Origin of the sequence: Agromyces sp. GXQ0307 (genome assembly GCF_044769845.1) — a bacterium.
GTDB lineage: Bacteria > Actinomycetota > Actinomycetes > Actinomycetales > Microbacteriaceae > Agromyces.
The window spans coordinates 849,118-867,487 of record NZ_JBIZVY010000001.1 but is presented as its reverse complement, the minus strand read 5'-3'; the positions used below and the strand labels follow the sequence as shown (position 1 = coordinate 867,487).

Here is an 18,370-nt window from a genome sequence, read left to right as displayed (position 1 = left end):
GTGGTCCACCCGTCAGGTGCTCCGCTCGTGGCGGCTCGGATCACCACCCGGTTCGACCAGCGCTCCCGCCTCCTGCGCTGCGAGCGTGGCGATGACGCCCGTGTCCGCGCGCTCGTCGGTCTCGCTCGAGGCCGCCGCCGTCGCCCGTTCGTCCGCCGCCTCCTGGAGCGCCGACTTCGCGCGGAGCGGCGGCGTGCGGAAGAACAGCGACAGCACGAACGCGATGAGCACGACGACCAGCGCGACCGAGTACACCTGCACGGCGGACTCGTTGAACGCCACGAGGAAGGGCTTGGTCAGCCGCGGGTCGGCGCCGGTGAGGAACGACGTGTCGTCGAGGGCGCTCGCGCCGACCGAGGCATCCTCGCCCTCGCCGGCCTGCGCCTCGTCGAAGGCCTGCTGCACGGCGGGGAGCGCCTGCTCGACGACCTGCTGGCGCGCCGCGTCGTCGGTGAGGTCGACCTGCGGCGGCAGGTTCGCGATGATCGGCTCCACGATCGGCGTGTAGATCGTCGCCATGATCTCCTCGTTCGCGGGCGCCTCGGCGACCGTCGGATCGAGGGCGGCGTCGAGCGCGTCGGAGAGGGTGCCCTCGTCGGCGAACGAGCCCGTGACGTTCGATGGCATGAGGGTGAAGAGCAGCGAGAGCAGCACGGCCGTGCCCGCGGTGCCGCCGATCTGGCGGAAGAACGTCGACGCGCTCGTCGCGACGCCCATGTCGCGGAGGCCCACCGAGTTCTGGCTCGCGATGGTGAGCGTCTGCATGAGCTGGCCGAGGCCGAGGCCGATGAGCACCATCGCGCCGGCCATGACCCAGTACGACGAGTCGTACTCGAGCGTCATGAGGTCGAGGAAGCCGGCCGCGAGCATCGCCGTGCCGAGGATCGGGAAGATCCGATAGTGGCCGGTGCGCGCGATGATCTGGCCGCTGAGGATCGAGGCGGTCATGAGGCCGAGGATCATCGGGAGCATCTGGAAGCCGCTCTCGGTCGGCGTCGAGCCGAACACGAGCTGAAGGTAGAGCGGGATCGTGAGCATCGCACCGAACATGCCGAAGCCGACGAACACGCCGATGACGGTGGCCATCGAGAACGTGCTCGAGCGGAAGAGCTTCAGCGGGATGAGCGCGTCGTCGCCCATGGCGCGCTCGACGAACACGAACGCGACGAGTCCGGCCACGCCGACGGTGTAGCAGGCGAGCGCGAGCGGGCTGGTCCAGCCCCACTCGCGGCCCTCCTCCGCGACGAGGAGCAGCGGCACCAGCCCGACGATGATCGTTGCCGCGCCCCACCAGTCGATCCGGACGCCCGAGCGTGCGTGCGTCGGCAGGTGCAGGAAGCGCAGCACGATGGCGAGCGCCACGATGCCGATCGGCACGTTGACGAGGAACACCCAGCGCCATCCGGCGATGCCCAGGATCTCCTCCGCACCGGCGAACAGGCCGCCGACGAGCGGGCCGATGAGGCTCGAGATCCCGAACACGGCGAGGAAGTAGCCCTGGTATCGCGCGCGCTCGCGCGGGGCGAGCATGTCGCCCATGATCGCGAGCGGCATCGACATGAGCCCGCCCGCGCCGAGGCCCTGGATGGCGCGGAACGCCGCCAGTTCGAGCATCGAGGTCGAGAACGTCGCGAGGAGCGAGCCGACCATGAAGATCACGATCGCGGCGATGAAGAGCGGACGCCGCCCGAAGATGTCGGACAGCTTGCCGTAGATCGGCGTCGAGATCGTCGAGAGGATCAGGTACGCCGTGGTCACCCACGCCTGCTGGCTGAGGCCGTTGAGGTCGTCGCCGATGGTGCGGATCGCGGTGCCGACGACCGTCTGGTCGAGGGCCGAGAGGAACATGCCCGCCATCAGGCCGAAGATCACGAAGAGGATCTGCCTGTGCGACATCAGCGGCGTGGACGCCGGTGCTGGATTCGTCATGACAGGTCGATGCTAGACCTCAGGGTCCGCACTGTTGCCGGGGCGGTCGCGGATCGCTAGTTTCGGCCTTGCACGGCAGCAGCATGCGTTCCAGCCGCTCGAGGAGGCCCGCGATGCTCTCCACCCACAACGTGCCCGCCGTCCAGGCACCCGATCGCCGCCTCCTGCGCGCGTTCGCGTTCGATCCGATGAGTTCACGGCTCAGCGGCCAGTTCCTCACGGTCGACATCCCGTTCGAGACCGGCCTCCGGCCCGGCCCGGACGGCGAACTCGTCCAGGTCGTCGACTACGACGCCACCCGGCGCCGCTGGTACCACCCGGTGGACCTCGACGATCCGCCCGTCCTCGCGCAGGACGGGCTGCGGCCGTCGGAGAGCGATCCGCGATCGCACCAGCAGATCGTCTACGCGATCACCATGAGCGTCATCGAGCGCTTCGAACGCTTCACCGGGCGGCGCTTCCGCTGGCGCGGCGACGACCGCCTCCGCCTCGTGCCCCACGCGTTCTACGGCCGCAACGCGTACTTCGACCCCGAGCGTCGCGCGGTGCTGTTCGGGTACTACCGGGCCGACGACTCCGACACGCAGGCGAGCCTGCCCCACCAGCTCATGTTCACGTGCCTGTCGGTCGACATCATCGCCCACGAGGTCACGCACGCGATCGTCCACCGGATGCGCCCGATGTTCACGATCGCGACGAACTCCGACGTGTTCGCGTTCCACGAGGCGTTCGCCGACCTGGTCGCGCTGTTCCACCACTTCCTGTTCACCGACATCGTCGAGGACTTCGTGGCCGGCTCGCGGAGCGAGCTGGCGGATGCCGCGGCGCTGCTCTCGCTCGCCGACGAGTTCGGGCGCTCGACCGGGCGGGGCGGCCCCCTGCGCTCCGCGGTCGGATCCGCGCCCGACCCGGCCGACTTCCGGGCCGCACGCGAGCCGCACCGGCGCGGGGCGATCTTCGTGGCGGCGGTGTTCGACGCCTACCTCGCGACCTACCGCTCGCGGATCGCCGACCTCCGCAGGCTCGCCACCGGGGGCTCCGGCGTCCTCGCCGACGGCGAGCTCTCGCCCGACCTCGTGCACCGCATCGCGGCGGAGGCCGTCAAGAACGCCGACCGGATCCTCGGCATGGTCGTCCGCGGCTTCGACTACCTGCCCGCCGTCGACGTGACGTTCGGCGACGTCGTGCGGGCCGTGATCACCGCCGACCGCGACCTCTTCCCCGACGACAGCATCCACCTCCGCGGTCACCTCGTCGAGGCGCTGCGGCGTCGCGGGATCTTCCCGCCCGGCGTCGTGTCGCTCGCCGACCAGGCGCTGCTCTGGCGGGCGCCGACCGCGCCGCTCAGCCTCACGAGCGGCGAGGCGACGGTCGACCTCGGGCAGCTGATCCTCGACTCGACGATCAAGCTCGACCCCTCTGCCTCCTCGGTCACCGCCGCCGGCAACGCCGCGCGTGAGCGCTCGCGGGCGGTGTACGCGCAGACCGTGAACTGGGCGAAGGCACACGCCGTCGAACTCGGCCTCGACCCCGACGCCGGGCGGATCCGGGTGCTCGGCATGCACGTCGGATTCCAGATCGCGGCCGACGGGCAGCCGCACCCGAGGATCTTCATCCAGATCGTGCAGCGCCGCGAAGACCTCGAGTCCGGTCCCGACCGCGACACGCGGACGCGGATCCACGCGGCCTGCACCGTGATCGCGAACGTCGACGGACGGGTCGCGTGGCTCGTGCCGAAGCCGCTGCCGTTCACGCGACCCGAGGCGATCGCGAAGCTGCCGGAGCCGCTCCGGACGCAGGGTCGCGAGCAGCACGCGGCCGGCGTCGCGCGGTTCGCGGAGATCCGCGAGTGGTTCGGCGAGGTCGAGGACGGCGACCCGCTCGCGATCTGGCTCGACGAGCCCGCCGTCGGGCGGCTGACGTTCGCGAGCCTGCACGGACCGGAGGAGGGCTGAGCCATGTCCGAGGCGACCGTCACGATCCGGATGTACAACCCGGGCTTCGGCGACTGCTTCCTGGTCACCGTGGCCGACGACGGGGCGGCCTGGCGCATGCTCGTCGACTGCGGCGTGCACAGCCACGGCCGGGCCCGGGTCGACGACGTGCCGCGGAAGATCGGCGACGTCGTCGACGCCGTCATCGCGCAGCTGACCGCCGAGAGCGCCGACGGGGTCCCGAGGCTCGACGTCGTCGCCGCGACCCACCGGCACTCCGACCACGTCTCCGGGTTCGCCGACGACGCCTGGGCCGCCGTCGAGGTGGGGCAGGTGTGGGTGCCCTTCGTCGAGGACGAACGCGATCCCGACGCGATGGGCCTGCGCGACGGGCTCACGGCCGCCGCCACCGCGCTGCAGGGGCTCGTCGAGCAGGCGGCGGGCGGGCGCCCGGTCGAATCGCTCGGTCGGTCGATGGCGCTCGCGATGGACTTCGCCGTGAACTCCGGCCCGAACCTCGCGGCGGCGACGCGGCTCGTCGACGGCGGGTTCAAGGGCGGCGTCGAGCACCACGACGTGCGGTTCCTTCCGCGGCGCGATGCGGCCGAGAACCGCGTCGCGCTCCCCGTCGAGGGAGCGGTCGTGCACGTGCTCGGTCCGAGTCGCGATCCGGAGGACCTGAAGCGCATGGACCCGCCCGCGGCCGTGCACTGGCTGGAGGAGGCGGCCGCCGAGAGCGGGCGCGACGACGAGTTCGACCTCTTCGACCGCATGTACGAGGTGCCGCGCGATGAGGTGTCGGCTCGGATCCCGATCCAGCTCGTGCGCGCGCGGGACGCGATGCGCCTCGGCGGGCTCGCACTCGACGAGGAAGCCCTGCTGCGCGCGGCATCCGTCCTCGAACGCTCCGTCAACAACACGAGCCTCTTCTTCGTGCTCGACGTCCGCGGGACTCGGTTCGTCTTCGTCGGCGACTCCCAGCAGGGCGCGTGGGAGCACGTGCTGGGCGATCCCGAGTCGCGGGCGCTCGTGACCGGCGCGGCGTTCTACAAGGTCGGCCACCACGGCTCCCACAACGCGACGCCGAAGCCCGTGGCGCACGAGCTCGTCCACGCCGGCGGCGTGGCGATGGTGCCGGTCGGCACGGTGAAGGCCTGGCAGGACAGCATCCCGAAGTCGGAGATCCTCGAGGCGCTGCACGAGAGCGGCGCGCACGTGATCCGCGCGGACGACCCGGCGGCCGGTGCCGCCGCGGCCGACGGCGAAATCGACGTCGAGGTCGGTCCGGACGGGCTCTGGAGCGAGGTGCGCTTCCGCGTCCCCTGAGCCGCAGGCGAGGGCGGAGGGCGTTGCGACTACGCGTCCGGCTGCAGCCGGCCCGGCCCGAGCGTCGCCCAGTCGTGGTCGACCCACGTGGCATCGGCGGGCAGCCGCGGTCGGTAGTCGGTCGCCGACATCCGGTCGCGCACGCTCGCGTGCACCCTGACTCCGGGAGGGATCGGCCGGCGGCGCGGGACGAGCAGGCTCCAGGCCGCCCCGTTGCGGTGCGCGGCTCCCGCGGCGTGGGCGGGGGAGAACCCCTCGAAGGCCGTCGCCGTGCGCTTCGCGTCGACCTTCAGGCCGTGGTCGATCGCCCCCTCGAGCACCCACTTCAGCGCGATGGTCGAGAGCTTCGGGTCGTCGGCGAAGGTGCCGCCGACATCCGAGTGGATGCCCGCGAACCAGACCTCCTCGAGCGTCTCGGGAGCCTTCGTGCGCACCTCGTACTCCCGGAACGGGCGCCGCCGCTCGTCGATCGAGATCGCGTGGCGGATGTGCCGGGCGTTCGGCAGCTGCCGCGTGTAGGGCCAGTCGGGCGCGACGCGGACGACGCCGAGGGCCTTCACGGTGTCCCACAGCCCGAGGTACTCGATCGGGATCGTGCTGCGACCCTCGACCTGCTGGGCGAACAGCCGCGAGAAGCGGTGGATCTCGTCCCAGGGGATCCTGGCCTCGCCGCCGCGGCGGGCGTACTTCGCGACCGCGTACTGGAGCTGGTTCTCCGACCCCGGCCGCATGAGCCCGATGAGCCGGAGCATCCCGGTCAGCGCGCGCGCCGTGAACGCGCCGCGGCTGAACCCGAACACGAAGATCCGGTCGTTCGGTCGCCAGTTGTGCATGAGCCAGGCGTACGCCTCGCCGAGGTTCTCGCGCATGCCCGCCCCGTAGATCAGCCCGCCGAGACGCGACAGCCCGCGGGCGACGGGCGTCCACGCGCCCGGCGAGGCGAACGTGCCGACGCCGGGGTCGTAGTACGCGACCTGAACCGTCTCGTCGGTGAGATCGAGCAGTTCGTAGAGCCGCACGCAGTTCGAGTCGGCGTCGCCCCGCACCTGGCCGGCCGTCCCGTCCAGGCAGAGCACCAGATTCCGCGCCATGATCGCGTCCCCCCGGACGACCGGCCCCCGCCGCTGCGCCCGATCGTCACGGTACTCCCGCGCGCGCCTCCCACGGAAGGGCGCGGCGGGCGCGTCCTCACGCCGTGACGCGCCGGGCGGATGACCCGTCGTCGCCGAGTCCCCAGAACGCGCCCGAGAGGCCGACCTCCGCGAAGTACGCGCGCGCTTCGGAGGGCTCGCGTCGCACGTACGGGGAGCCGAGGCGGCCGTCGTACCAGTGCGCGGACAGGCGCCAGAGGGTGGCGAGGTCGAACACGGATCCGCGCGCGTTCCCGGTCTCCCGGAGCCATTCGGCGACGCACCGCTCGTCGCAGAAGATCCGCTGGTGCCCGCACGTGTGCACCACGTCGTCCCAGATGTGCGCCGTCGGCACGAGGAAGTGCGCGACCTGGTCGCCGGCCGGCGGGCCGTCGGCGTCGACGACCCAGGCGTGCGCCGTGCCGCAGGCCGGACACGTGGTCGCGACGAGCACCTCGTCGACGTCGGGCAGGAGGTTCGGGATCGCGAACGAGTCCCACGCGCAGCCGCCCCACCAGAGCGTGCGGTCGCCCATGACCGAGAACCCGAGGTTGATGCTCGCGAACGGGTGCGCCATCACGATCCGGCCGAGGTCGTCGAGCACGACGTGGCGCTGCGCGGCGAGCGTGGCGAGCGCACGGTCGACGCCCGCGGCATCCGTCTGCGCCATCGCCGCGAGCTCGTCCCGCGAGGGCGCCCCGCCGTCTGCCGCGAAGCCCCGGTACACCGCCAGGCGGACCCGCTCGGCTTCGGCGGCCCGGCGTTCGTCATCGACTCCGTGCGCGTCCATCCGTTGCAGGGTACGCCCGGGCGCCGCGCGCATGCGGCCCCCGAACGGGGTCGAGGGACCGATGGCCCGTCTCCCGCTCGCGACGCCGCCTAGCATCGGGCGCGACGGCCGACCGGGGCCGCCGGCACCGAACGAACGGAAGGGCCCAGCATGAAGATCGTCGTCGTCGGAGGGGTCGCGGGCGGAGCCTCGGTCGCTGCACGTGCACGCCGCCTCGACGAGTTCGCCGAGATCGTGGTGCTCGAGCGCGGCGACTACGTCTCGTTCGCGAACTGCGGCCTGCCGTACCACATCGGCGAGGTCATCACCGATCGCAGCCGCCTCCTGCTGCAGACGCCCGAGAGCCTGCACGAGTCGCTCGCCATCGACGTGCGCGTGGGCGCAGAGGTCGTCTCCCTCGATCGAGGCGCGAAGACGGTCACCGTTCGCGAGACCGCGACCGGACGCGAGTACGTCGAGTCGTACGACCGGCTCGCGCTCTGCCCGGGCGCCGACCCGCTGCGGCCGCCGCTCCCCGGCATCGACCTGCCCGGCGTGCACGTGCTGCGGAACGTCACCGACATGGACGAGATCAAGGCTCAGCTCGACGAGGCGCTCGCGGCCGCGGCATCCGCCCCCGGCCGGACGGGCGCGGCGGTGAAGGCCGTCGTCATCGGCGCCGGGTACATCGGCGTCGAGATGGCCGAGAACCTCCGGCACCGCGGTGCGTCGGTGACGATCGTCGAGCTCGCCGACCAGATCCTGCCGCCGCTCGACAAGGAGGTCTCGGTGCCCGTCGAGCAGCACCTGCGCAGCCGCGGCGTGGAACTGTTCCTCTCCACCGGGGCGGCGGCGTTCTCCGAACGCACCGGCGGCGGACTCACCGTGGAGCTCACGAACACCCGGTTCGTCGACGCCGACCTCGTGATCCTGTCAGCCGGCGTCCGGCCGAACGCGGGCCTCGCGGCGGATGCCGGACTCGAGCTCGGCCCGCGCGGCGGCATCCGCGTCGACACGCACATGCGCACGTCGGACCCGTCGATCTGGGCGGCGGGCGACGCCGTCGAGACCCCGCACACCGTGCTCCCGGGGTCGTGGATCACCCCGCTCGCCGGGCCCGCGAACCGCGAGGCCCGTGTCGCCGCCGAGAACATCTGCGGCCGCGACACCGAGTACCGCTCGACCCAGGGCACCTCGATCGTGAAGGTGTTCGACATGGTCGCGGGCGGCACCGGCGCCACCGAACGCCAGCTCGCGGCCGAGGGCATCGAGTACCGCGCGGTCCACATCCACCCCTCCGGGCACGCCGGCTACTACCCGGGCACGGCGCAGATGCACCTCAAGCTGCTGTTCGCCCCGGGCGACGGACGGATCCTCGGCGCGCAGGTCGCCGGATTCGACGGCGTCGACAAGCGGCTCGACGTGCTGGCGACGGTCATCCGCCTCGGCGGCTCCGTGCACGATCTCGAGGAGCTCGAACTCGCGTACGCACCGCCGTTCGGCTCGGCGAAGGACCCCGTCAACATGGCGGGGTTCGTCGCGAGCAACGTGCTGCTGGGCGACCTCGTGCTCTGGTACGCGAGCGACTGGCCGGCCGCGATCGAGGGCGCGCGGCTCGTCGACGTGCGCACACCTGAGGAGTTCGGCATCTGGCACATCCCCGGTGCCGAGAACGTGCCGCTCGCGACGCTGCGCGCCGCGAGCGAGGACTGGGACCGGTCGGTCCCGGTCCGCCTGTACTGCGCGGTCGGGTTCCGCAGCTACCTCGCCCACCGGCTGCTCGTGCAGCGCGGTTTCGCGGATGTCGCGACGCTGTCGGGCGGGTCGAACACGTTCCGCTTCCGGCACGAGGTGGAGCCGGCGTCGACCGTCGCCCCGCCGCCCGAGATCGCCTACGCCGAGGCGGTCGACCTGATCGCCGCGACCAAGGGCACGGGGCGGTCGGTCGACCTCGACTGCACGGGGCTCGCGTGTCCCGGCCCGATCATGCGCCTCTCGGCGACCATGGGCGAGCTCGCCGCCGGCGACGAGGTCGTCGTGCGCGTCTCCGACCCGGGCTTCGTCAGCGACGGGCCCGCCTGGGCGGCGAGCCACGGGCACGAGGTGCTGTCGATGACGCCCGACGGACCGGGCTTCGTGGCGGCCTTCCGCAAGGGCGGCACCGCGGCATCCGGAACCACCGTCGTCGCCGAGCGGAGGAACCAGACCTCGTTCGTCGTGTTCTCGGGCGATCTCGACAAGATGCTCGCGGCGTTCATCATCGCCAACGGCGCCCTCGCGATGGGCCAGCAGGTGTCGATGTTCTTCACGTTCTGGGGCCTCAACGCGCTTCGGCGGGACCACGCGCCGAAGCGCGATCACAGCGCACTCGAGCGGATGATGGGCATGATGATGCCCTCCGGCCCCGACCGGCTGCCGCTCTCGCAGATGAACATGGCCGGTGCCGGGCCCGCGATGATCAAGCACGTCATGAAGGAGCACGACGTGCAGTCGGTGCCCGAGCTGATGTCCGCAGCCCGCGCGGGCGGGGCCCGGCTCATCGCCTGCACCATGACGATGGACCTCCTCGGCATCGCCGAGACCGACCTCATGGACGGGATCGAGTTCGGCGGCGTCGCGACCTTCCTCGGCGAGGCGGAGAAGTCCGGGACGACGCTCTTCATCTGAGACGCCACCGGTCGCGGACCCGGCACCCCCGAACGGGGTCCGGAGAGCGTTCCCCGGGTGCTCCCGTGTTCGGGCCATCCGCCCCTAGCATTGGCGCATGAGTGCGCCAGCCTCCGCACCCGACACCACGACGAGCGCCGCCCGTCGGAAGGTGCGCCTGCGCCGCGGATCGAGCGACCGATCGGCGGCCGCACTGCTGCTCACGGGCACGGTGCTCGCCATCCTCTGGGCGAACTCGCCGTGGGGCTCGACCTACGAGGCGTTCTGGGAGACGGAGCTCGAGGTCGGGCTCGGCGGGTGGCAGCTGCACGCAACGCTGCACGACGTGGTGAACGACGGGCTCATGACCCTGTTCTTCTTCGTCGTGGGGCTCGAGGTCAAGCGCGAGTTCACGATCGGCGAGCTCACCGATCGATCGCGCGCCATCGTCCCGATCGTCGCAGCGATCGCCGGACTCGTGATCCCCGCGCTGCTCTTCGTCGTCATCGCGATCCCGTCCGGCGAGCTCGGCGCTTGGGGCGTCGTGATCTCGACCGACACGGCGTTCCTGCTCGGTGCCCTCGCCATCATCGGTCCGCCCTTCCCGGCGCGGCTCCGAACGTTCCTCCTGACGCTCGCCGTCGTCGACGACGTCGGCGCGCTGCTCGCGATCGGCATCTTCTACAACACGGGGCTCGACCTCGTGCCGCTCGCCGTCGCCGTCGTGCTCATGGTCGCCATCGCGCTCGTCAGGTACCTTCGCGCGGGCCGCGGCCTCGCCTACGGGGTGCTCGGCGTCGGGCTCTGGATCGCGATCGCCATGGCCGGCATCCATCCGACGCTCGCCGGGGTGGCGGTGGCGCTCCTCATCCCCGTCTTCCCGCCGCGTCGCAGCGAGGTCGAGCGCACCGAGGAACTCACTCGCGCGTTCCGAGAGTCGCCCAGCGCCCAGTACGCGGCCGCCGTGAACCGCAGCCTCCGCGAATCGCTGTCGATCAACGACCGGCTGCAGGCCGAGTGGGGCCCCTACATCGCCTTCCTCGTGCTGCCGATCTTCGCGCTCGCGAACGCCGGGGTGCACCTCGACGCCGAGACCCTCGCGTCCGCGTTCACGTCGCCGCTCACGTGGGCGATCATCGCCGGCCTCGTCGTGGGCAAGTTCGTGGGCATCACCGCTGCGACCGCGATCGTCCGCGCCACCGGGCTGGGCAAGCTCGCACCCGGACTGGGCATGCCGCGCGTCGCGGGCGGCGCGGCGCTCTCGGGCATCGGCTTCACGATCTCGCTCTTCATCGTGGGCATCGCGCTCGCCGACGGGGAGGCGCAGGACCACGGCCGGGTGGGCGTGCTCACGGCCTCCCTCGTCGCGTTCGGGCTCGGCTGGGCGATCTTCGCGATCGCCGATCGGATGAGCCCCCCGCAGGCGGTGGGCAAGGTGCTCGCGAGGCCGTTCGATCCCGAACGCGACCACTACCGAGGCCGCCCAGACGCGCCGTACCAGATCGTCGAATACGGTGACTTCGAGTGCCCGTTCTGCTCCCGCGCGACGGGTTCCATCGACCAGGTGATCCGCCGGTTCGGCGACGAGGTGTGCTGGGTCTGGCGGCACCTGCCGCTCGAGGGCGTGCACCCGCATGCCAAGCTCGCCGCCCAGGCCTACGAGGCCGCGGCGCTCCAGGGCCGCTTCCTCGACATGTCGCGCACGCTCTTCCAGCACCAGGACGCGCTCGAGGCCGACGACCTCTGCCGGTATGCGGAGGAGCTCGGCCTCGACGTCCCGAGGTTCGTCGAGGACCTGCGATCGCCGGCGGTCGTGCGTCGCGTCGAGGACGACCAGATCGACGCCGAGCTCATGGACCTGCACTCCACGCCGACGTTCTTCGTCAACGGCCGACGGCACATCGGGCCGTGGGACTCGCGCAGTCTCATCCGCTCGCTCGAGGCGTCGGTCGAGGCACCGCCGCCCCAGACCGCCGACGAACGCTGACCGACCGGGCCGTCGGGCCGCCGGCGCGACGCGGCCGGGCGCCGGACGCCGACCGCCGGCTCAGCCGGCAGCGGTGCGGTGCCGGGAGACGCCCAGGACCACGAGCGCGGCGCCGATCGCGGCGTACACGACGAGCGCGACGAGGTCGCCCCAGCCCGATCCGACGCCGAGGCCCGCGAGGAGGAGGCTGTGGCCGGGACCGGTCGGGACGAGGTCGGCGGTGCTCGCGATCACGGCGGGCACGGTCGAGGAGACCCCTGCGGCCAGGCCGATCACCGCGGCGATCGCGGCCGCGGTCCGGCCGGGGCCGCCGAAGCCCGCCGCGAGTCCGTGGTTGACGAGCGCGAACACCGTGCCGATGAAGACCGCGGCCGCGGCGAAGCCGACTCGCGCGGCGACATCGGCGTCGAGGGCGGGTTGCAGGGCGAGGCCGACGAGGAGCCCCTGGCCCGCGCCGAGCGCCGCACCGGGCCAGATCGAGCGCCCGGTGATCGCGACCGTCGATGCGGAGGTGAGTAGCCGGCGCTGCGGCACCGCGCGCCGGGCGAGCGCCAGCACGATCGCGCCCACCCAGAGTGCGAACGTCGCGAAGAGCGGTACCGACTGGGTTCCGCTCGCGGGCACCGCGACTTCGGTCCGGGTCGGTTGCGCGACGACCGACGAGAGCGTCGAGATGTCGGAGTCCGAGTACGTGGGGATCTGCTCGACCGCCTCGGCGAGCCCGTCGGAGAGCTGCGCGGCGCCCGACGCGGTCTCGTCGGCGCCCGACGCCACCTCCTGCGCGCCCGCGTTCACCTGTCCGCCGCCCGCCGCGCTCTCCGCCGCACCGGCCGCCACCTCGTTCGCGCCCGCCGCCGACGCATCCGCGCCCGCCACCAGACCCGGCATCCCGGCGGCGAGCCCGGCGTTGCCCGCGGCGACCTGGTCGGCCCCGGAGGCGAGCACGTCGATGTCGCCGTCGACCGCCTGCACGCGTGCGAGCACAGTCCGCGCACGATCGCAGACCGCGCCGGGCCGGGCGGCGCACAGGTCGTCGACGACCCGGGCGACGTCGGCGGTCGCGCCGTCCAGCGCTGCGGCGATCGCGTCGAGCGCCCCGGCCACCTGGGCCGAGCCCGTCGCGAGCTGGGCGGTGTCCGAGGGCAGCGCCTGCACCGAGGCGTCGAGCTGTGCGAGGCCGGCGGCGAGCGAGGCGGCTCCGGCGTCGAGCGAGTCGAGCCCGGTCGCGAGCTGCGACGTGCCCGCCGCGAGCGAGCCCGCACCGCTCGCGAGCGACGACGCGCCCGATGCGAGTTCGGCGGCGCCGTCGGCGGCCTGGCCGATCTGCTCGTTGATCGTGTTGAACCCCTGGTAGACGTTCCCCAGGTAGCGCTCGGTGAGCTGGGCGTTGAAGGTCGCCACGGCCGCCTGCGTGATGACCTCGGTGAGCGCGGGGTCGAGGTAGGCCGACGAGGGTGTCGTCTGCACGTGCAGCGTCGCGTGCACGGCATCCGCGGCCGGCCCGGAGATCGAGGTCGCGTCGGCCGAGAACGACGGCGGGATGGTCAGCACCGCCGCGTACCGCCCGTCGCGCAGCCCGGTCGCGGCGTCGGCGTCGTTGGTCAGGATCCACGTGAAGTTGGGTCCGCTCGGTGCGGGCGTCGCCGTCGCGTCGGGCCCGGGGTCGTCGGGCGCGCCCTCGCCGGCGATCCCGCCGATGAGGCCCGCCGCGAACTCCCGGCCGAGGGGCACGGTCTGGCCGTTCAGCTGCACGGGCTCGTCGTCGTTGACGATCGCGGCCGTGACCCGGTCGAAGTCGCTGACCGGCGCCGCGAGCCCCCATGCGAGCAGCCCCGCGATCGCGAGCGGCAGGAGCAGGACGCCGACGATCCCGAGGACGCCGAGTCGTTCGGCACCCTCGTTCGACGAGAACGTGGGCTCGCTCATGTGACCGCCCCCGTTCCCGCGGCCTCCGTCGCGGTGCGGGCGGATGCCGCGGGCTCGAGCACCGTTCGGCCCATGTCCGTCGGCAGCACGGCCTCCGCCGCTTCCGCGCGCTCGCACGAGACGAGCAGGGTCAGCGGATGTCCCGTCCGACGTTCCGCGCCGCCTGCGGCGCCCGTGAGCACCTCGCGGAGCTCGTCGCGGGCCGTCGGGTCGGCGAGGAGGTCGACCCCGTCGATCGCGAGCAGCCGGGGGCCGTCGGCCGCGGCATCCACCACGGCGGCGATTGGATCGCGGAGCCCCGCGATCTCGACGACCGCGCTGTCGGCGCGGACGCTGCGCGCCCGAACCGGCAGCACGAGCCCGAGGCACTTGAGCCGGCCGTCGACGACGGGGCGGCGGCCCGTGAGGGCGAGCAGCAGCGCGCGGCGCTCCTCCGGCGTCGCACCCGCGACCACGAGCGCGCCGCCGGCCGGCACGCGCACGTCGATGCCGACGAGGCGCGGCTCGCGGCGCACGGCGACCCCCTCGCCGACGATCGCGTGCGCGTCGCCCGGCTCCGGCCAGTCGGCGAGCTCGTCCTCGCGGGCGAGCCCCTCGCCCTCGACGTCGAAGTGGGGGAGCACTCGGTCGAGCCCGGCCGGGAACCACCAGGCGTGCCGCCCGAACCAGGCGAGCACCGCCGGCGTCAGCGTCATCCGCACGATGAACGCGTCGATCGCGACGCCGGTCGCCAGGCCGAACGCGATGGGCTGCATCGAGGCCTCGCCGTTCAGGATGAAGCCGCCGAAGACGGTGAACATGATGATGCCCGCGGCCGTGACCACGCGAGCCGAGGCGACGAATCCGCGCTCGATCGACGGCCGCGGCTCGCCGCCCTTCAGGTACTCCTCGCGCATGCGGCTGACGAGGAACACCTCGTAGTCCATCGCGAGCCCGAACAGCACGCCCATCACGATGATCGGCATGAAGCTCGTGACCGCGCCGGCCGACTCGACGTTCAGCGGACCCGCGAGGAATCCGTCGACGAACACGAGGCTCGTGAGGCCGAAGGCCGCGCCGATCGAGAGCACGTAGCCGAGCGCTGCGGTGATCGGGACCACGATCGAGCGGAACACCATCGCCAGCAGCACCAGTGAGAGTCCGACGACGAGCAGGCCGAACGGCAGGAGCGCGCTGCCGAGCCGTTCGGAGATGTCGATGCCGAGCGCGGTGTAGCCGGTCACGGCGAGGTCGACGGCGTAGTCCTCGAGGAAGACGTCGTGCATCGCGCGCAGCCGGTGCACGAGTTGCTCCGTCTCCTCGGAGTCCGGCGCGCCGTCGGGGATCACCTGGATCACCGCCGTGTCGCCGGTCTCGTTCGGCGTCGCGAGCGGCACCGCGGCGACGCCCTGCACGTCGGCGACGTCGGCCGCGATCTCGTCGACGAGGGTCACCGGATCCGTGCTCTGGATGACCGAGCCCGTGAGGATCAGCGGACCGTTGGCGCCCGCACCGAAGTGCTCGGCGATGAGGTCGTACGTGACCCGGCCCGGCGCGCCTTCGGGCAGCGACCCGGAGTCGGGCAGTGCGAGTCGCAGGTGCGCGGCCGGCAGGGCGGCGAGCGCGAGCACCGCGGTGATGAGCACGACGGTGACCGGGGGCCAGCGGATGGCGCCTCGCACCCAGTGGCCGAAGACGCCGCCGGGTCGGGGCGGGGTCCTCGCGGCGGCCGGCTCGTCGCCGCGGGCGGGGTCGGCCACCTCGGCGGCATCGGCGCCATCCGTGGACTCGACCGCATCCGTGGGCTCGCCGACATCCGCTGCCTCGGGTTCGCCGTCCTCGTCGGCCCGCTCTGCCGACGCCTCGTGCCCCGGACGGAAGCGCTTCGGCACGACGTGCCAGCGGGCGAAGGCGAGGAGCGCGGGCGTGAGGGTGAGCGCGACGAGTGCCGCGGTCGCCACGGCGAGCGCGGCGCTGACGCCCGTGATGGTGAGGAACGGGATGCGGGCGACGCTCAGGCCGAGGAGCGCGATGATCACGGTCGTGGCCGCGAACATCACGGCGGACCCGGCCGTGGCCACGGCGCGCGGAGCGGACTCCTCCGGCGGCATGCCGCGCTTCACCTGGTCCTGGTGGCGCGACACGATGAAGAGCGAGTAGTCGACGCCGACGGCGAGGCCCAGCATGACCGCCAGCAGCGGTGCGGTCGAGGTCACCGTGAGCCAGCGCGTCCCCGTGAGCACGACGGCGACCGCCGCGCCGACGCCGACGAGCGCGGTCGTGATCGGCATTCCGGCGGCGACGAGCGACCCGAACGTGATGACCAGCACGCCGAGGGCGATGAACACGCTGGTCAGCTCGCTGAGCCCGATCCCCGGGTTCACCTGCGAGTACAGCGCGCCGCCGACGCTCACCTGCGAGCCGTCGGGCAGGTTCCCCTGCAGCGTGCGTCCTTCCGCCTGCAGGGCATCGGAGGTCGCCGGGAGGACGTCGACCGTCTGCACCGTGAGCTGGATCGTCACCAGGACGGCCGAGGAGTCCGAGGAGATGTCGGCCGACGACGAATCGTCGTACGGCGAGCTGACGCCTGAGACCTGCGGGATCTCGCCGAGCGCCGTGATCGCATCCTCGACCGCGGACTCGAAGTCGGGATCCGTGACGTCGCCGTCGTCCGGTGCGACCGCGATGAGCTGCGCCGACGTTCCCGAGAACTGGGGGAACGTCCGCGCGAGCGAGTCGAGCGCGTCCTGCGACTGGGTGCCGGGGAACGCGTACGTGTTGTTCGTGCCCGTGCCGAGCAGGCCCGCGAGGCCGAACAGCACGGCGAGGATCCCGACCCAGAGCAGCACGACGAGCAGCCGGGCACGGTAGGCCCAGCGCCCGAGCGCGTGCAGTGCCGAGGACATGTCTCACACTCCCCCCGAAGCGGAGTTCTGACGAAACCTCAACGTATCGGCGCGCGCCGACCGTCCGCAACGACCTGTGACGGCGCTCGAGTCGGCGGCCCCGCGACGAGCGGGTACAGTGGCAGGTCGGCCTGCGGCATCCGCCCGGGGCCGGCCCGGGCCCGCACGGGCCGCGCGCGACGGGGCGCCACTCGACATCCACCGGCTCCAGCCGAGCCCGCCGATCGGAGATCCCCATGTCCGCGCCCGTGCGCACCGACGACACCACCACGCCCGCACCGGGCCGCACCCGCACCCGCGACCAGCCGACCGTACTGACCGCGCTGCGCACACCCCGCCTGCTCACGCGCGAAGTGCTCGCCGGCCTGGTCGTCGCCCTCGCGCTGATCCCCGAGGCGATCTCGTTCTCGATCATCGCGGGCGTCGACCCGCGCGTCGGCCTCTTCTCGTCGTTCGTGATGGCGGTGTCGATCGCGGTCCTCGGCGGGCGCCCGGCGATGATCAGCGCGGCCACGGGCGCCGTGGCGCTCGTCATCGCGCCCGTCGCGCGCGACCACGGCATGGACTACTTCATCGCGACGGTGATCCTCGCCGGCGTGTTCCAGCTCGTGCTCGGTGCGCTCGGGGTCGCGAAGCTCATGCGCTTCATCCCGCGCAGCGTCATGGTCGGCTTCGTCAACTCGCTCGCCATCCTCATCTTCGCCGCCCAACTCCCGCACCTGGTCGGCGTGCCGTGGCTCGTGTACCCGCTGGTCGCCGCAGGGCTCGTGATCATGGTCGGGGTCCCGCGCCTCACGAAGGCCGTGCCCGCGCCGCTCATCGCGATCGTCGTGCTCACGGTCGTCGTCGTCGCCGCCGGGTGGCAGGTGCCGACCGTCGGCGACGAGGGCGCGCTCCCCGAGAGCCTGCCCGAGCTGTTCATCCCCGACGTCCCGCTCACGTGGGACACGTTCGCGACGATCGCGCCGTTCGCGCTCGCGATGGCCCTCGTCGGCCTCCTCGAGTCGCTGATGACGGCGAAGCTCGTCGACGATCTCACCGACACGGGGTCGGGCAAGACGCGCGAGGCGCTCGGCCAGGGCGTCGCCAACATGCTCTCGGGCCTCTTCGGCGGCATGGGCGGGTGCGCGATGATCGGCCAGACGATGATCAACGTGAAGGTCTCGGGAGCGCGGACGCGCATCTCGACGTTCCTCGCCGGCGTGTTCCTGCTGATCCTCGTCGTCGGGCTCGGCGACCTCGTCGCGATCATCCCGATGGCCGCGCTCGTCGCCGTCATGGTCATGGTCTCGGTCGCGACCTTCGACTGGCACTCGGTGCGCTGGTCGACCCTGCGGCGCATGCCGAAGTCGGAGACGACCGTCATGGTCGCGACCGTCGTCGTGGTGGTCGCGACGCACAACCTCGCGATCGGCGTGATCGTCGGCGTGCTCGTGGCGATGGTCGCCTTCGCCCGTCGCGTCGCGCACGTCGCGACCGTGACCCGTCGGCTCGAGCTCGACGAGGCCGTGCCGACCGCGTACTACCGGGTCGACGGCGAGCTCTTCTTCGCGTCGTCGAACGACCTCACCACGCAGTTCGAGTACGCCGACGACCCGGAACGCGTCGTGATCGACCTGTCGGCGTCGCACATCTGGGACGCCTCGACGGTCGCGGCGCTCGACGCGATCACCACGAAGTACGAGCGCCACGGCACCCGGGTCGACATCGAGGGGTTGAACGAGGCGAGCTCCGCGATGCATGCCCGACTCGCCGGACGGCTCGGCGCCGGGCACTGACGCTCCGGCGGCGAGTGCCGGGCGCGACACGACGAGAGGCGGATGCCACGCGGCATCCGC

Annotated in this window: 10 protein-coding genes; 5 read left to right on the top strand and 5 right to left on the bottom strand. The window is 72.5% G+C overall.

Features of this window, described 5'->3' with window-relative positions:
• Positions 1-12: 12 nt before the first annotated feature.
• Complete coding sequence (locus ACIQH8_RS04030) at positions 13-1,896, bottom strand: MDR family MFS transporter (protein ID WP_400995707.1); 1,884 nt, start codon at positions 1,894-1,896, stop codon at positions 13-15.
• 146 nt (positions 1,897-2,042) lie between these two features.
• Here ACIQH8_RS04030 and ACIQH8_RS04025 point away from each other — a divergent pair, with 146 nt between their 5' ends.
• Entirely contained in the window at positions 2,043-3,884 is a 1,842-nt protein-coding gene (locus ACIQH8_RS04025; protein WP_400995077.1) for a hypothetical protein, read from the top strand.
• A 3-nt stretch (positions 3,885-3,887) separates the two neighbouring features.
• Positions 3,888-5,189, top strand: a complete 1,302-nt coding sequence (locus tag ACIQH8_RS04020) for a hypothetical protein (RefSeq protein WP_400995074.1) — start codon at positions 3,888-3,890, stop codon at positions 5,187-5,189.
• A 29-nt stretch (positions 5,190-5,218) separates the two neighbouring features.
• Here ACIQH8_RS04020 and ACIQH8_RS04015 read toward each other — a convergent pair whose 3' ends face one another.
• Together ACIQH8_RS04015 and merB are read right to left on the bottom strand one after the other, a co-directional pair.
• Positions 5,219-6,280, bottom strand: coding sequence for a DUF2235 domain-containing protein (locus ACIQH8_RS04015; protein WP_400995071.1), 1,062 nt, complete (start codon positions 6,278-6,280; stop codon positions 5,219-5,221).
• A 97-nt stretch (positions 6,281-6,377) separates the two neighbouring features.
• Complete coding sequence (gene merB, locus ACIQH8_RS04010) at positions 6,378-7,109, bottom strand: organomercurial lyase (RefSeq protein ID WP_400995068.1); 732 nt, start codon at positions 7,107-7,109, stop codon at positions 6,378-6,380.
• Between the two features lie 150 nt (positions 7,110-7,259).
• On the opposite strand from merB, the gene ACIQH8_RS04005 reads away from it, so the two are divergent.
• Both ACIQH8_RS04005 and nhaA read left to right on the top strand, forming a co-directional pair.
• A complete protein-coding gene (locus ACIQH8_RS04005) occupies positions 7,260-9,755 on the top strand; it encodes an FAD-dependent oxidoreductase (protein ID WP_400995065.1) in 2,496 nt (831 codons plus the stop codon).
• A gap of 97 nt (positions 9,756-9,852) precedes the next feature.
• A complete protein-coding gene (gene nhaA, locus ACIQH8_RS04000; protein WP_400995063.1) occupies positions 9,853-11,721 on the top strand; it encodes a Na+/H+ antiporter NhaA in 1,869 nt (622 codons plus the stop codon).
• 60 nt (positions 11,722-11,781) lie between these two features.
• On the opposite strand, the gene ACIQH8_RS03995 is transcribed toward nhaA, so the two are convergent.
• Together ACIQH8_RS03995 and ACIQH8_RS03990 are read right to left on the bottom strand one after the other, a co-directional pair.
• Positions 11,782-13,647 carry a YhgE/Pip domain-containing protein gene (locus tag ACIQH8_RS03995; protein WP_400995061.1) on the bottom strand — a complete coding sequence of 622 codons (1,866 nt, stop codon included), beginning with the start codon at positions 13,645-13,647 and terminating at the stop codon, positions 11,782-11,784.
• On the bottom strand, positions 13,644-16,532 hold the full coding sequence (locus ACIQH8_RS03990) for an MMPL family transporter (RefSeq protein WP_400995059.1): 2,889 nt from the start codon (positions 16,530-16,532) through the stop codon (positions 13,644-13,646). The genes ACIQH8_RS03995 and ACIQH8_RS03990 overlap by 4 nt, the downstream gene beginning before the upstream one ends.
• A gap of 236 nt (positions 16,533-16,768) precedes the next feature.
• Here ACIQH8_RS03990 and ACIQH8_RS03985 point away from each other — a divergent pair, with 236 nt between their 5' ends.
• Positions 16,769-18,310, top strand: a complete 1,542-nt coding sequence (locus tag ACIQH8_RS03985) for a SulP family inorganic anion transporter (protein WP_400995057.1) — start codon at positions 16,769-16,771, stop codon at positions 18,308-18,310.
• Positions 18,311-18,370 lie beyond the last annotated feature (60 nt).

Bases quoted from the DNA above. Each gene is read 5' to 3' on its own strand.
- ACIQH8_RS04020 (WP_400995074.1), top strand. From the start codon at position 3,888: ATGTCCGAGGCGACCGTCACGATCCGGATGTACAACCCGGGCTTCGGC.
- ACIQH8_RS03990 (WP_400995059.1), bottom strand. From the start codon at position 16,532: ATGTCCTCGGCACTGCACGCGCTCGGGCGCTGGGCCTACCGTGCCCGG.
- ACIQH8_RS03985 (WP_400995057.1), top strand. From the start codon at position 16,769: ATGTCCGCGCCCGTGCGCACCGACGACACCACCACGCCCGCACCGGGC.
- nhaA (WP_400995063.1), top strand. From the start codon at position 9,853: ATGAGTGCGCCAGCCTCCGCACCCGACACCACGACGAGCGCCGCCCGT.
- ACIQH8_RS03995 (WP_400995061.1), bottom strand. From the start codon at position 13,647: ATGAGCGAGCCCACGTTCTCGTCGAACGAGGGTGCCGAACGACTCGGC.
- ACIQH8_RS04030 (WP_400995707.1), bottom strand. From the start codon at position 1,896: ATGTCGCACAGGCAGATCCTCTTCGTGATCTTCGGCCTGATGGCGGGC.
- ACIQH8_RS04015 (WP_400995071.1), bottom strand. From the start codon at position 6,280: ATGGCGCGGAATCTGGTGCTCTGCCTGGACGGGACGGCCGGCCAGGTG.
- ACIQH8_RS04025 (WP_400995077.1), top strand. From the start codon at position 2,043: ATGCTCTCCACCCACAACGTGCCCGCCGTCCAGGCACCCGATCGCCGC.
- merB (WP_400995068.1), bottom strand. From the start codon at position 7,109: ATGGACGCGCACGGAGTCGATGACGAACGCCGGGCCGCCGAAGCCGAG.
- ACIQH8_RS04005 (WP_400995065.1), top strand. From the start codon at position 7,260: ATGAAGATCGTCGTCGTCGGAGGGGTCGCGGGCGGAGCCTCGGTCGCT.